This is a genomic window from Pseudomonas sp. BN411 (assembly GCF_029871235.1).
GTDB lineage: Bacteria > Pseudomonadota > Gammaproteobacteria > Pseudomonadales > Pseudomonadaceae > Metapseudomonas.
Map to the genome: position 1 here is coordinate 227,032 of NZ_SSOM01000086.1, position 13,894 is coordinate 240,925.

At 64.1% G+C, this 13,894-nt stretch carries 15 protein-coding genes; 13 read left to right on the forward strand and 2 right to left on the reverse strand.

Annotated elements, in window-relative coordinates; genetic code table 11:
- Positions 1 to 102: 102 nt before the first annotated feature.
- The 7 genes from minC to lpcA all read left to right on the forward strand — a co-directional run bounded on the left by minC (position 103) and on the right by lpcA (position 5,498).
- Positions 103 to 849, forward strand: a complete 747-nt coding sequence (minC, locus tag E8F06_RS29250; protein WP_280372631.1) for a septum site-determining protein MinC — start codon at positions 103 to 105, stop codon at positions 847 to 849.
- 101 nt (positions 850 to 950) lie between these two features.
- On the forward strand, positions 951 to 1,766 hold the full coding sequence (gene minD / locus E8F06_RS29255) for a septum site-determining protein MinD (RefSeq protein ID WP_077523931.1): 816 nt from the start codon (positions 951 to 953) through the stop codon (positions 1,764 to 1,766).
- Entirely contained in the window at positions 1,763 to 2,017 is a 255-nt protein-coding gene (gene minE / locus E8F06_RS29260; RefSeq protein WP_016491219.1) for a cell division topological specificity factor MinE, read from the forward strand. Before minD ends, minE begins: the two co-directional genes overlap by 4 nt.
- A 73-nt stretch (positions 2,018 to 2,090) precedes the next feature.
- Positions 2,091 to 2,726 (forward strand): RluA family pseudouridine synthase, encoded by a 636-nt coding sequence (locus tag E8F06_RS29265; RefSeq protein WP_190827526.1) that lies wholly within the window; start codon positions 2,091 to 2,093, stop codon positions 2,724 to 2,726.
- Between the two features lie 37 nt (positions 2,727 to 2,763).
- Complete coding sequence (locus tag E8F06_RS29270) at positions 2,764 to 3,339, forward strand: class I SAM-dependent methyltransferase (RefSeq protein WP_280372632.1); 576 nt, start codon at positions 2,764 to 2,766, stop codon at positions 3,337 to 3,339.
- 264 nt (positions 3,340 to 3,603) lie between these two features.
- Positions 3,604 to 4,893, forward strand: coding sequence for a M18 family aminopeptidase (locus E8F06_RS29275; protein WP_190827523.1), 1,290 nt, complete (start codon positions 3,604 to 3,606; stop codon positions 4,891 to 4,893).
- Between the two features lie 17 nt (positions 4,894 to 4,910).
- Positions 4,911 to 5,498, forward strand: coding sequence for a D-sedoheptulose 7-phosphate isomerase (lpcA, locus tag E8F06_RS29280; RefSeq protein WP_280372633.1), 588 nt, complete (start codon positions 4,911 to 4,913; stop codon positions 5,496 to 5,498).
- A 582-nt stretch (positions 5,499 to 6,080) separates the two neighbouring features.
- On the opposite strand, the gene E8F06_RS29285 is transcribed toward lpcA, so the two are convergent.
- Positions 6,081 to 6,797, reverse strand: a complete 717-nt coding sequence (locus E8F06_RS29285; RefSeq protein ID WP_280372634.1) for a UTRA domain-containing protein — start codon at positions 6,795 to 6,797, stop codon at positions 6,081 to 6,083.
- Between the two features lie 301 nt (positions 6,798 to 7,098).
- Here E8F06_RS29285 and E8F06_RS29290 point away from each other — a divergent pair, with 301 nt between their 5' ends.
- Genes E8F06_RS29290 through E8F06_RS29315 form a run of 6 tightly spaced genes read left to right on the forward strand, consistent with a single transcriptional unit; the run spans position 7,099 to position 12,275 of the window.
- Entirely contained in the window at positions 7,099 to 8,157 is a 1,059-nt protein-coding gene (locus E8F06_RS29290) for an ABC transporter substrate-binding protein (RefSeq protein ID WP_280372635.1), read from the forward strand.
- A gap of 49 nt (positions 8,158 to 8,206) precedes the next feature.
- Positions 8,207 to 9,013, forward strand: a complete 807-nt coding sequence (locus E8F06_RS29295; protein WP_280372636.1) for an alkaline phosphatase family protein — start codon at positions 8,207 to 8,209, stop codon at positions 9,011 to 9,013.
- Entirely contained in the window at positions 9,010 to 9,852 is an 843-nt protein-coding gene (locus E8F06_RS29300) for an ABC transporter permease subunit (protein WP_280372637.1), read from the forward strand. Before E8F06_RS29295 ends, E8F06_RS29300 begins: the two co-directional genes overlap by 4 nt.
- Positions 9,839 to 10,636, forward strand: a complete 798-nt coding sequence (locus E8F06_RS29305; protein WP_280372638.1) for an ABC transporter permease — start codon at positions 9,839 to 9,841, stop codon at positions 10,634 to 10,636. The genes E8F06_RS29300 and E8F06_RS29305 overlap by 14 nt, the downstream gene beginning before the upstream one ends.
- A complete protein-coding gene (locus tag E8F06_RS29310) occupies positions 10,633 to 11,622 on the forward strand; it encodes an ABC transporter ATP-binding protein (protein WP_280372639.1) in 990 nt (329 codons plus the stop codon). Before E8F06_RS29305 ends, E8F06_RS29310 begins: the two co-directional genes overlap by 4 nt.
- Entirely contained in the window at positions 11,622 to 12,275 is a 654-nt protein-coding gene (locus tag E8F06_RS29315) for an HAD-IB family hydrolase (protein WP_280372640.1), read from the forward strand. The genes E8F06_RS29310 and E8F06_RS29315 overlap by 1 nt, the downstream gene beginning before the upstream one ends.
- Positions 12,276 to 12,592: 317 nt before the next feature.
- Here the strand turns inward: E8F06_RS29315 and E8F06_RS29320 are convergent.
- Positions 12,593 to 13,894 (reverse strand): OprD family porin (locus E8F06_RS29320; RefSeq protein ID WP_280370653.1); only part of this gene is annotated, 1,302 nt, incomplete at its 5' end.

Here is a 13,894-nt window from a genome sequence, read left to right on the forward strand (position 1 = left end):
AGAAAACCGCGCATTCTACTCCAAATGCGCCTCCCCCTTCCGGCTTGCTAGCGCCGGACGATCTCGCTATAAGTCCTCGCCATTCACGACTGCAGGCAGACCATGAGCCAAGCCGACCTTCTCGACCAAGAACCCGTGTTCCAGCTCAAGGGCAGCATGCTCGCCATCACCGTGATGGAACTGGCCCACAACGACCTCGAACGCCTCGATCGGCAACTGGACGAGAAAGTCGCCCAGGCCCCCAACTTTTTCCAGAACACCCCACTGGTGATGGCGCTGGACAAGCTGCCTGAAGGCGAACCGCCGCTGGACCTCCCGGTGCTGCTGGAAATCTGCCGCCGCCACGGTCTACGCACCCTGGCCATCCGCGCGCAACGCGAAGACCACATTGCCGCCGCCGACGCCCTGGACATCCCGGTGCTGCCGCCGTCCGGCGCCCGCGAACGCCCCATCGACCCGGTAGAACCCGAGGCGAAGAAAAAAGTCGAAAAACCCGCCGAGCCGCCCAAGCCCGAGGTGCAACCGACCAAGGTCATCACCACCCCGGTGCGTGGTGGCCAGCAGGTTTATGCGCCCGGCGGCGACCTGGTGGTCCTCGCCGCGGTCAGCCCCGGTGCGGAACTTCTCGCCGACGGCAATATCCATGTGTACGGCCCGATGCGCGGCCGCGCGCTGGCCGGTATCAAGGGCGATACCAAGGCGCGGATTTTCTGTCGCCAATTGGCCGCCGAACTGGTCTCCGTAGCCGGCCAGTACAAGGTTGCAGACGACTTGCGCCGCGATCCGCTGTGGGGTCAGCAGGTGCAGGTCAGCCTGTCGGGAGACGTGTTGAACATCACCCGCCTTTAACGGATACTGCCGCGAAATTTCAGGGAACTGAAAGGGAAGAAGGACGGTTCGGGCGAACCGATAACTTCCCGGTTTTACTTATTCATTTGGGGTGAATCACCTTGGCCAAGATCCTCGTTGTCACGTCCGGCAAGGGTGGAGTGGGTAAAACCACCACCAGCGCCGCAATCGGTACCGGTCTCGCACTGCGTGGTCACAAGACTGTCATCGTCGACTTCGACGTCGGCCTGCGTAACCTCGACCTGATCATGGGTTGTGAACGCCGCGTGGTGTACGACTTCGTCAACGTCATCAATGGCGAAGCGAGCCTCACCCAGGCCCTGATCAAGGACAAGCGCCTTGAGAACCTCTACGTGCTGGCCGCCAGCCAGACCCGTGACAAGGACGCGCTGACCCTCGAAGGCGTCGGCAAGGTCATCGAGGAACTGAAGCAGAATTTCGAATACGTGGTCTGCGACTCGCCGGCCGGTATCGAGAAAGGCGCCCACCTGGCCATGTACTACGCCGACGAGGCGATCGTCGTGACCAACCCGGAAGTCTCCTCCGTGCGTGACTCGGACCGCATGCTCGGCCTGCTAGCCAGCAAGTCCCGCCGCGCCGAGAAAGGCGAAGATCCGATCAAGGAACGCCTGCTTCTGACCCGTTACAACCCCGAGCGCGTCACCAAGGGCGAAATGCTCGGCGTCGAAGACGTCGAGGAAATCCTCGCCATCAACCTGCTCGGTGTCATCCCGGAATCCCAGGCGGTACTCAAGGCCTCCAACCAGGGTATTCCGGTCATCCTCGACGACCAGAGCGACGCCGGCCAGGCGTACAGCGATGCCGTCGACCGCCTGCTCGGCAAGGAGCTGCCCCATCGCTTCCTCGACGTGCAGAAGAAGGGACTCTTACAACGCCTGTTCGGAGGCCGTGAATGAACATTTTCGACTTCTTTCGCGAGCGGAAGAAGCAGAACAGCGCTTCGATCGCTAAGGAACGACTCCAGATCATCGTTGCCCACGAACGTGGCCAACGTAGCCAACCCGACTACCTGCCTGCCCTGCAGAAAGACCTGGTCGACGTGATCCGCAAATATGTCGACATCGACGAAGAGCAGGTTCAGGTCCTGCTGGAGAATCAGGGCAGCTGTTCTATTCTCGAGCTGAACATCACCCTGCCCGATCGTTGATCGAGCGTTAGACCCGGGTCCTTATGGATCCACGACGGCGGCTTCGGCCGCCGTCTTCATTTCCGGAACTCCCATGCCGCTTTCCCAGATCGAATTCATCCACCGGGACGATGCCCTGCTGGTGGTCAACAAGCCCACCCTGCTGCTGTCGGTGCCCGGCCGTGCCGACGACAACAAGGATTGCCTGATTACCCGCCTGCAGGAAAACGGCTACCCCGAGGCGCGTATCGTCCACCGTCTGGACTGGGAGACCTCCGGCCTGATCGTGCTGGCCCGCGACGCCGACAGCCACCGCGAGTTGTCCCGCCAGTTTCACGACCGCGAGACCGAGAAGGCCTACACCGCGCTCTGCTGGGGCGAGCCGGAGCTGGACAGCGGCCGCATCGAGCTGCCGCTGCGCTACGACCCGCCGACCAAACCGCGCCATGTGGTGGACTTCGAGCACGGCCGCCATGCGCTGACCTTCTGGCGCGTGATAGAGCGCTGCGGCCACTACAGCCGGGTCGAGCTGACCCCCATCACCGGCCGCTCGCACCAGCTGCGCGTGCACATGCTGTCCATCGGACATCCGCTGCTTGGCGACCGCCTCTACGCCAACCCCGAAGCGCTGGCCGCCCATGATCGCCTCTGCCTGCACGCCAGCCTGCTCTGCCTGACCCATCCCCAGACGGGTGAACGCCTGAGATTCGAGTGCCCGGCGCCGTTCTGACCTAGGCTCAAGAAAAAGACCTCGATTCGGGAAAGAGATGAGCCTCACCGAGTTCTACAACGCCACCGAGGGGCAACCCGCCCGCTATACCCTGCTCACTGCCCTGGAAATCTGGGACGGGCCGCCTGGCCATGCCCTCGATCTTGGCTGCGGTGCTGGCCGCGACACCCTCGAACTGCTCAGGCGCGGCTGGAAGGTAATGGCGGTGGATGCGGAACCCGAGGCACTGGCCCGCCTCGATGCCCAGCTGGATGACGAAAAGCGCCAGAGGCTGCAAAGCCGCTGCTGCCGCTTCGAAAGCCTGCCGTTGCCACCGGCCGACCTGGTCAACTCCAGTTTTGCCCTGCCGCTCTGCCCGCCCTCGGCCTTTCCCGCCCTCTGGCAGGCTATTTGCGGCGCCCTGCCGGTTGGCGGTCTGTTCGCCGGTCACCTGTTCGGCGAACGGGACGACTGGGCCGACAACGGCATCACCATCCTGCGCCGCCGGCAACTGGAAGAACTGCTGTCTGGCTGGGCCGTGCTGATGCTCGAAGAGAAGGAAGAGGACGGCATCACCGCCAAGGGCCGCAACAAGCACTGGCACCTGTTTTCGGTGGTAGCCCGTCGCCTTTGATCGGTCACCGTTTTCCTGTGGGGTGGATCACGCTTCATCGATCCACCATCGGCGCCGGGTCCAGGCATCGCTGGTGGATGTGAAAAGCGACATCCACCCTACGGCAGTAGCTGAAAGCCGGCGTAATGCCTGGCTGGATATAGCTCCGTACCAATGACGCAACACCCCACCTATCGGCCTGTTAGGAAAATTCACCGCTGGTCGCCCTCCTAATCCTCGGGGGCTATGGGATAAACTCCCGGCACTGCTGTCCGGAGCCCCCCAATGCGCGAAGAGTTGAACCAGGGCCTGATCGATTTCCTCAAGGCCTCGCCCACCCCCTTCCACGCCACCCGCAGCCTGGCCAAGCGCCTGGAAGCCGCCGGTTATGTGCGCCTCGACGAGCGCGAAGCCTGGCGTATCGAAAGCGGTGGCCGTTATTACGTCACCCGCAATGACTCCTCCATCATCGCCATCAAACTGGGCAAGCGCCCGGTGCTGGAAGGCGGCCTGCGCCTGGTCGGCGCCCACACCGACAGCCCTTGCCTGCGGGTCAAGCCGAACCCCGAGCTGCACAAGCAGGGCTTCTGGCAACTGGGCGTCGAAGTCTATGGCGGCGCCCTGCTGGCCCCCTGGTTCGACCGCGACCTGTCGCTCGCCGGCCGTGTCACCTACCGCGCCGCGGGCATGGTTGAGAGCCAGCTGGTGGACTTCCAGGCCCCCATCGCCGTGATCCCCAACCTGGCCATCCACCTCAACCGTGAAGCCAACCAGGGCTGGGCCATCAACGCCCAGACCGAGCTGCCACCGATCCTGGCGCAACTGGCCGCCGGCGAAGCCCGCGAATTCCGCGATCTGTTGGCCGAGCAGTTGACCCTGGAACATGGCGTGGTCGCCGATGCGGTGCTGGATTACGAGCTGTCCTTCTACGACACCCAGAACGCTGCGGTCATCGGCCTGGACGGCGACTTCATCGCTGGTGCGCGCCTGGACAACCTGCTGTCCTGCTACGCCGGCCTGCAAGCCCTGCTCGCGGCCGAGGCGGACGAGAGCTGCGTGCTGGTCTGCACCGACCACGAGGAAGTGGGTTCCTGCTCCGCCTGTGGCGCCGACGGCCCGATGCTGGAACAGGTGCTGCGCCGGGTACTGCCGGAGGGCGACGCCTTCGCCCGCGTCATCCAGCGCTCCCTGCTGGTTTCCGCCGACAACGCCCACGGCGTGCACCCGAACTACGCCGACAAGCACGACGGCAACCACGGTCCGAAGCTCAACGCCGGCCCGGTGATCAAGGTCAACAGCAACCAGCGCTACGCCACCAACAGCGAAACCGCCGGTTTCTTCCGCCACCTGTGCCTGGAGAACGAAGTACCGGTCCAGAGCTTCGTGACCCGGAGCGACATGGGTTGCGGCTCTACCATCGGTCCGATCACCGCCAGCCAGCTTGGCGTGCGCACCGTGGACATCGGCCTGCCCACCTTCGCCATGCACTCGATCCGCGAGCTGGCGGGCAGCCATGACCTGGCCCATCTGGTGAAGGTGCTGGCCGCCTTCTACTCCAGCCACGACCTGCCCTGATCAGAAAGGAAACCCGCATGCTCAGCCATATTCGCAACAGCCTGGAGGAAGCCAGGCGCGCCCTGGACAACTTCATTGCCAACGAGCAGACGCTGAAGAGCATCGAGCGTGCGGCCGAGCTGCTGGTCGAGAGCTTCGAGAACAAGGGCAAGGCGTTTTCCTGCGGTAACGGCGGCTCCATGTGCGATGCCATGCACTTCGCCGAGGAGCTGACCGGCCGCTACCGCAAGAACCGTCCCGGCATCGCCGCCGTGTCCATCAGTGATCCCAGCCATATCAGCTGCGTCGCCAACGATTTCGGCTACGACTACATCTTCTCCCGCTACGTGGAGTCCCACGGCCGTGCCGGCGACGTGCTGATTGCCATCAGCACCAGCGGCAAGAGCCCCAACGTCATCAAGGCCGCCGAAGCCGCCCGCGCCCTGGGTGTGAAGGTGGTAGCCCTGACCGGCAAGCCCGGCTCCGCCCTGGAAGCCCTGGCCGATGTCTGCATCTGCGCCCCCGGCGGCGACTTCGCCGACCGCGTACAAGAGCTGCACATCAAGGTGCTGCACATCCTGATCGAGCTGGTCGAGCGCAAGCTCAGCCCCGAGAACTACGCCTGATCTGCGTTCGCTCCACCGTAGGTTGGTCCGAGCGCAGCGAGGCCCAACATCGCCGGTCACAAACGCCGCAACCTTGGGTTTCGTTCCTCTACCCAACCTACAAGTGCCGCCGCCTTCTGTGGGGGCGAATTCATTCGCCGAGGGCGGCGCAGCCGCCCCGTAGGTTGGTCCGAGCGCAGCGAGGCCCAACAACTCCGGCATCAACCGCGAAGCGTTGGGTTTCGTTCCTCTACCCAACCTACAAGTGCCGCCGCTTTCTGTGGGGGCGAATTCATTCGCCAAGCGCGGCAGAGCCGCCCCGTAGGTTGGTCCGAGCACAGCGAGGCCCAACATCGCCAGTCACAAACGCCGCAACCTTGGGTTTCGTTCCTCTACCCAACCTACAAATTCCGTTCTCTGTAGGGGCGAATTCATTCACCAAGGGCGGCACAGCCGCCGCGTAGGTTGGTCCGAGCGCAGCGAGGCCCAACATCGCCAGTCACAAACGCCGCAACCTTGGGTTTCGTTCCTCTACCCAACCTACAAATGCCGCCGCTTTCTGTGGGGGCGAATTCATTCGCCAAGGGCGGCGCAGCCGCCCAATCACTCCGGCACTTCGACGCTCACGTGGATCGCATCGTGCCGCCAGAACTCCAGGTCGCAGTCGATCAGCCGTCCATGCTGGTCGCGGTTGATGCGGGTGATTTTCAGCGCCGGGCTACCGGCTGACACCTTCAGCGGCGCCGCCGCGTCCGGGTGCAGGGCGGTAGGCACCATGTCGAAGCGCACGCGGCCATAGCGGATACCGTACTGGCTGTCGTACAGCTCGGTCAGCGACCGGGTCAGGTCGAAATCGACGATGCCGGGGAAGTAGGCCGGATTCAGGTAGTGCTCCACATAAAGCACCATGCGCCCATCGATGCGACGGACGCGCCGGATCTGGTAGACGCTCGACAGCGCCGGCAGCTCCAGCAGCTCGCAGATTTCCACACTGGCCGGAATCAACCGCGCGCCCAGCACTTCGGTGGCGGGTACGCGCCCCTGTCCGGCCACCATGGCGTGAAAGTGGCTGCGAACCAGCGGGTTGTAGAGCAGCCGCGGCGGAGAAACGAACCATCCGCGGCGCTCCTCGCGGTAGATCAGCCCCTGGGCCTCCAGTTGCCCAAGCGCCTCGCGCAGGGTGATGCGGGTGGTATCGAACAGTTCACTCAACTTGCGCTCGGCGGGCAGCTTGCTGCCCTGGGGCAAAAGGCCGTGCTCGATCTGTTCCTGCAGCGCGCTGCAGATGGCGGTCAGGGTACGGGGCGCCTCATCGCGCATCGAAAAACTCCAATCTGGAATAGACCAGCACCATCGAGGTGCATCGTGTCCGGGCTTGCCGGCCATCCTAGGCAGCCTAGATGACTGCGGGATGACAGTCAGGCGCGCCTGCATGCGCCATGCCATCGCCAATCGCGACAGCCCTGCGAATCCGCTACTTGGCCATGGTCTACGCTTTTCAGGCGTCTGCCGCCGCCGGACCGGGTGGCGACCCTGAAATCAAACCGTCATCGAAGGCTTTTAGATTTGGCCTGGGTCTTGCTGATCTAGACCAACCTCCAAACCTGCTAAGGAGCTTCACATGAAACGCCTGTTGCTGGCTTCACTGATGGGAACGGCCATCGCCCTGGGAACCCAGGCGATGGCGAGCGACGCAGATCTGAAGAGTCTCGAACAAGCCGCGCGCAAGGAAGGCGCAGTGAACAGCGTGGGCATGCCCGACAGCTGGGCGAACTGGAAGGACACCTGGGTTGACCTGAACAAACAGTACGGCCTGAAGCACGTCGACACCGACATGAGTTCGGCCCAGGAAATCGCCAAGTTCGCCGCCGAGAAGGACAACGCCACCGCCGACATCGGCGACGTTGGCGCAGCCTTCGGCCCCATCGCCGTCCAGCAGGGCGTGACCCAGTCCTACAAGCCCAGCACCTGGTCCCAGATCCCCGATTGGGCCAAGGACGCCGACGGCCACTGGATGCTGGCCTATACCGGCTCCATCGCCTTCATCGTCAACAAGCAGCTGGTGAAGGAAGCGCCCAAGTCCTGGGCCGACCTGAAGCAGGGCAAGTACAAGGTCGCCATCGGTGACGTCAGCGCCGCCGCCCAGGCCGTCAACGGCGTGCTGGCCGCCGCCATCGCCAACGGCGGTAACGAGAAGAACATCCAGCCGGGCCTGGACTTCTTCGCCGATATTGCTAAACAGGGCCGCCTGTCGCTGTCCAACCCGACCATCCAGACCCTGGAGAAAGGTGAGGTGGAAGTCGGCATCGTCTGGGACTTCAACGGCCTGTCCTACCGCGACCAGATCGATCCCAGCCGCTTCGAAGTGCTGATCCCCTCCGATGGCTCGGTGATCTCCGGCTACACCACCATCATCAACAAGTACGCGAAGAACCCGAACGCCGCGAAACTGGCCCGCGAGTACATCCTCAGCGATGCCGGCCAGATCAACCTGGCCAAGGGCAACGCCCGCCCGATCCGCGCCGAACACCTGACCCTGCCGGCTGAGGTCAAGGCCAAGCTGCTGCCCAATGAGCAGTACGCCAAGGTCCAGCCGATCAAGGATGCCAAGGCCTGGGAAGAGACCTCCAAGGCATTGCCGCAGCTGTGGCAGGAACACGTGATTATCGAGATGGAATAAGGAGCTGGCCCAATCGCTTGCAGGCGCTTGGGCTGCTTTGAGGCGAACCATGAAGAACAAAGTCATCCTCGTCCTGCTGGATGGCCTGAACTACGAGGTGGCCCGGCACGCGCTGGGTCACCTTCAGGCCTGGTGCGGAGCCGGCAAGGCGGTGCTGTACAAGCTCCAGTGCGAGCTGCCGGCGCTGTCCCGCCCGCTCTACGAATGCATCCTCACCGGCGTTCCACCGATCCAGAGCGGCATCGTCCACAACGACGTATCGCGCCTGTCGAAGGAACGCAGCATCTTCCACTACGCCAGTGCCGCCGGGCTGACCACCGCCGCCGCTGCGTATCACTGGGTCAGCGAGCTGTACAACACCTCGCCCTTCAACGCTGCCCGCGACCGCCACACCGAAGCGCCGCAGCTGCCGATTCAGCACGGCCACTTCTACTACGCCGACCACTACCCGGATTCGCACCTGTTCGCCGACGCGGAAAGTCTGCGCCAGCGCCACAACCCGGATTTCCTCCTGGTGCATCCGATGAACGTCGACGATGCCGGCCACAAGCACGGCCTGGACTCGCCGCAGTACCGCAACAGTGCGCGGGTCGCCGACATCCTCCTGGCCGAATACCTGCAACGCTGGATGGACGCCGGTTACCAGGTGCTGGTGACCGCCGACCACGGCATGAACAACGATCGCTCCCACAACGGCCTGCTCCCCGAGGAGCGCGAGGTGCCGCTGTTCGTCATCGGTGATGCCTTCAGCCTGGATGCCACGGCACAGCCGAAACAGACCGAGCTGTGCGGCACCGTCTGCGAACTGCTCGGCGCGTCTCACGACAAGACCGTCTGCCGGGAGTTGCTGAAGTGAATTCCTCCATCCGGGGCAAATGGCTGGCACTGCTCTGCCTGCTGCCCTTCGCCCTGTTCTTCATCCTGTTCCAGATTGCGCCGCTGGCCTGGGTCGCCCTCAACAGCCTGAACACACCGGAGGGCTGGGGCCTGGGCAACTTCGCCAAGGTGTTCAGCTCGAAGTTCTACCTGCAGGCCATCAAGCACAGCCTGCAGATCGCCTTCTGGTCGAGCCTGTTCGGCATCGTCATCGCGGTGATCGGCAGCTACTCGCTGCGTAAGGTCGATTCGAAGCTGCGCGACTTCGTCATGGCCTTCTCCAACATGACCAGCAATTTCGCCGGTGTGCCGCTGGCCTTCGCCTTCATCATCCTGCTCGGCTTCAATGGCGCGTTGACCATCCTGCTCAAGCAGTCCGGCGTGATCGAGGACTTCAACCTCTACTCCAAGGCCGGCCTGATCGTGCTCTACACCTACTTCCAGATTCCCCTCGGTGTGCTGCTGCTCTATCCGGCCTTTGACGCCCTGCGCGAGGACTGGCGCGAGTCGGCTGCCCTGCTGGGCGCCAGCCCCTGGCAGTTCTGGCGACACATCGGCCTGCCGGTGCTGACCCCCGCCCTGCTGGGCACCTTCGTCATCCTCCTGGCCAACGCCCTCGGCGCCTATGCCACCGTCTATGCCCTCACCACCGGCAACTTCAACGTACTGACCATCCGCGTCGCCGCCATGGTCGCCGGCGACATCGCGCTCAACCCCAACCTGGCCAGCGCCCTGGCGATGGTGCTGGTGGGGCTGATGGCACTGATCACGGTGGTGCACCAGTGGCTGCTGAAGAGGAGCTACCATGTCGCCCGCTGAATCCCGCCATGGCAGCCTCTACCATCGCGTGGTGGTCTGGCTGCTGTTCCTGATCCTGTTGCTGCCGCTGGCCGGTACCCTGCTCTACTCGCTCTCCACCAGTTGGTCGGCGACCATCCTCCCGGACGGCCTGACCTTCAAGTGGTACCTGGCACTGTGGAGCGATACCCGCTTCCTCACCGCCTTCGGCCAATCGTTGCTGGTGTGCTTCGGTGCCCTGGCACTGTCGGTGGTGCTGATCCTGCCGCTGCTGTTCGTGGTGCACTACCACTTCCCGAAGCTCGACGCCCTGATGAACATCCTCATCCTGCTGCCCTTCGCGGTGCCGCCGGTGGTGTCTTCGGTCGGTCTGTTGCAGATCTATGGTTCGGGTCCGCTGGCCATGGTGGGAACGCCCTGGATCCTGATCGGCTGCTTCTTCACCATCGCCCTGCCCTTCATGTACCGCGCCATCACCAACAACCTGCAGGCGATCAACCTGCGTGACCTGATGGATGCCGCCCAACTGCTCGGCGCCAGCACCTGGAAGGCCGCCTTCCTGGTGGTTCTGCCCAACCTGCGCAAGGGCCTGATGGTTTCGCTGTTCCTGTCGTTCTCGTTCCTGTTCGGCGAGTTCGTCTTCGCCAACCTGCTGGTGGGTACTCGCTACGAGACCCTGCAGGTGTACCTGAACAACATGCGCAACAGCAGCGGCCACTTCAACAGCGCCCTGGTGATCTCCTACTTCTTCTTCGTGCTGCTGTTCACCTGGGCAGCCAACCGTCTGAACAAGGACAAGGCATGAGCTTTCTTTCCATCCGCGGCCTGCACAAGAACTACGGCCAGACCGCGATTTTCAGCGACATCCACTGCGAGATCGGCAAGGGCGAGTTCGTCACCCTGCTCGGCCCCTCCGGCTGTGGCAAATCCACCCTGCTGCGCTGCATCGCCGGCCTGACCGAGGTGAACGGCGGACAGATCCTGCTGCAAGGTCAGGACCTGGTACCGCTGTCACCGCAGAAGCGCGGCATCGGCATGGTGTTCCAGAGCTACGCGCTGTTCCCCAACATGACGGTGCAGCAGAACGTCGCCTTCGGCCTGCGTATGCAGAAAGTCGATGCCGCCGACAGCCAGCGCCGGGTAAATGAGGCCCTGGCCATGGTGGAGCTTTCAGACTTCGCCGCGCGCTACCCGCACCAGCTTTCCGGTGGCCAATGCCAGCGTGTCGCCCTGGCGCGCTCGCTGGTCACCCGCCCACGCCTGTTGCTGCTGGACGAACCGCTGTCGGCACTGGATGCCCGCATCCGCAAGCACCTGCGTGAACAGATCCGCTCCATTCAGCAGGAACTGGGCCTGACCACCATCTTCGTCACCCACGACCAGGAAGAAGCCCTGACCCTGTCGGACCGCATCTTCCTGATGAATGCCGGCCGCATCGTCCAGAGTGGCGACGCGGAAACCCTCTACACCGCTCCGGTGGACGCCTTCGCCGCCGGCTTCATCGGCAACTACAACCTGCTCGACGCCGACACCGCCAGCCGCCTGCTGCAACGCCCGGTGAGCGGCCGCGTCGCCATACGCCCGGAAGCCATCACCCTCAGCCGCGAAGGCGGTATCGAGGCGGAAGTGCGCAGCCACAGCCTGCTGGGCAACGTGGTGCGCTATCGCGTCGAAGCGCGCGGTGTGGAACTGGTGGTGGACGTGCTCAACCGCTCCGTCGAAGATCTGCACCGCAAAGGCCAACGCATCGGCCTGTGCATAGACGATCACGCAATCCGGGAGGTGGCCTGATGGCCCTGGCAATCTTCGATCTCGACGACACCCTGATAGACGGCGACTGCGCCAGCTTGTGGAGCACCCACATGGCAGAACTCGGGTGGGTCGACGGCGAATCCTTCATCCGCAAGGACCATGAACTCATGGCGCTCTATGCCGAAGGCAAACTGGCGATGGAGGACTACATGGCCTTCAGCCTGTCGCCGCTGGTAGGTCGCACCGCTGAAGAAGTGGACTTCGTGGCCGGGCCTTTCGTTGAGGACGTGGTCGAGCCGCTTATCCACTCCGACGCCATGCGCTGCCTGGCCCAGCACCGTGCCGCTGGCGACCGCATCCTGATCATCTCCGCCTCGGCGCACTTCCTGGTCAGCGCCATCGCCGAACGCCTGGGCGTGGAAGAAGTGCTGGCCATCGACCTGGAAGAACAGCACGGCTGCTACAGCGGCCGCACCCGCGGCGTGCTCACCTACCGCGACGGCAAGGTGACCCGCCTGAACGCCTGGCTGGAGGAACAGCGCGAAAGCCTGGAAGGCGCCTACTTCTATTCCGACTCGCGCAACGACCTGCCACTGCTCTCCCTGGTGGCCAATCCCCGCACGGTCAACCCCGATCCGACTCTACGTGCCCATGCTGAGGCAGCTGGTTGGCCGATTCTCGACTGGCGCTGATCGTTTCTTGATGTGATTGGTGAGCCTGCCCGTAGGTTGTGGCTGAGCTAAGCGAAGCCCAACTCACGGAGTTTCGGCCCCCCTCGTTGGGCTTCGCTGCGCTCTGCCCAACCTACAAAAGCCCCTCTCCCTGGCACTTCCCTGTGGGGGCGAATTCATTCGCCAAGGGCGGCGCAGCGGCCCCGTAGGTTGGTCCGAGCCTGCGAGGCCCAACGCGGCCGGTCACAGGCGCCGCAACGTTGGGTTTCGCTGCGCTCTACACCAACCTACGCAAGCTGTGGAGCGATCGTAGGGTGGGCTTCAGCCCACCACCGTCCTTACAGCAGCGTCAGGGTGTAGCTGAGGATCAGGCGGTTCTCGTCCTGGTCGCGGGCGGCGTCGCTGCGCAGGGCGGCATTCCGCCAGGACAGGCCGAGACCCTTCAGCGGGCCGTCCTGCAGCACGTAGTCGAGACGGAAGTCGCGCTCCCACTCGCCCTGGTCGCTGCCCTGGGTCTCGATGTTGCTGCCCTTCAGGTAGGTGCCCACCGCCTTCAGCCCCGGCACGCCGAGCTTGGCGAAGTCGTAGGCGTATTCGGCCACCCAGGTGCGCTCGCCGGCGCTGAGGAACTTGCCGATCTGGCGGTCGGTGATCAGGTAGGCGGTGGCGCCGTCGCCCTGGTTGAGGAAGGGGAAGGCGCTGTCGCCGGACACCTGCTGGTAGCCCAGGCTGGCCGCGTGGCCGCCGAGGGTGTAGGTGAACAGGGCGCTCCAGGTGCGGTTGTCCACCTCGTAGCGGTCCGGGTCGTTGGTCGCCCAGTTGCCCGCACTGCGGAAGCCTTCGCGGCGGCCGGCGGCGCTGGCGTTCTTGCCGTCGGAATCGCTGTAGAAGTAGCGCAGGTCGGACTTCAGCGCGCCCACCGGCAGCGCCCAGTTGTGGGTCAGGCCGACGAAGTGCTGCTGATAGAAGTCTTCCAGGTTGCCGTAGTAGTACTGCGCGACCAGGTTGTCGCTGACCTTGTAGTCGCCACCGGCGAAGTAGAACTTGTTGACGAACTGGCCGGTGCGGGCGTTGTTGGCGCCGGCGATCGACAGGCCGCGGGCGTCGCTGGAGTTACGCCCCTTGGCGTGTTCCAGCTGGCCGCCGATCAGGGTCAGGCCGGCGATCTCGCTGGAGGTCACCTGGCCGCCCTCGAAGGTCTGCGGCAGCAGGCGGCCGTCGTTGTAGGTCACCACCGGCAGCTTCGGCAGCAGGGTGCCGAGGCGCGCTTCGGTCTTGGAGAAGCGCACCTTGCCGGTCACGCCCAGGCTGCCGAAATCGTCCTTGGCGCGGCCGTCGTTGTCGGTGGGGAACACGGTGCCGCCGTAGTTGGCGCTGGTCGGGTTGTAGTGGCGGCCCTTGCCGGAATCCAGCTTCACGCCCAACAGGCCGAGGGCATCGACGCCCACGCCGACGGTGCCTTCGGTGTAGCCGGAGGCGTAGTTGAACAGGAAGCCCTGGCCCCACTCTTCCTGCTTGGACGGCGCGGCGGTGCCTTCGCGGTTGTCCGAGTTGATGTAGAAGTTGCGCAGGGTCAGGCTGGCCTTGCTGTCTTCGATGAAACCGCCGGCGGCGGCCTGCTGGGCCAGCACGCCGAGGGC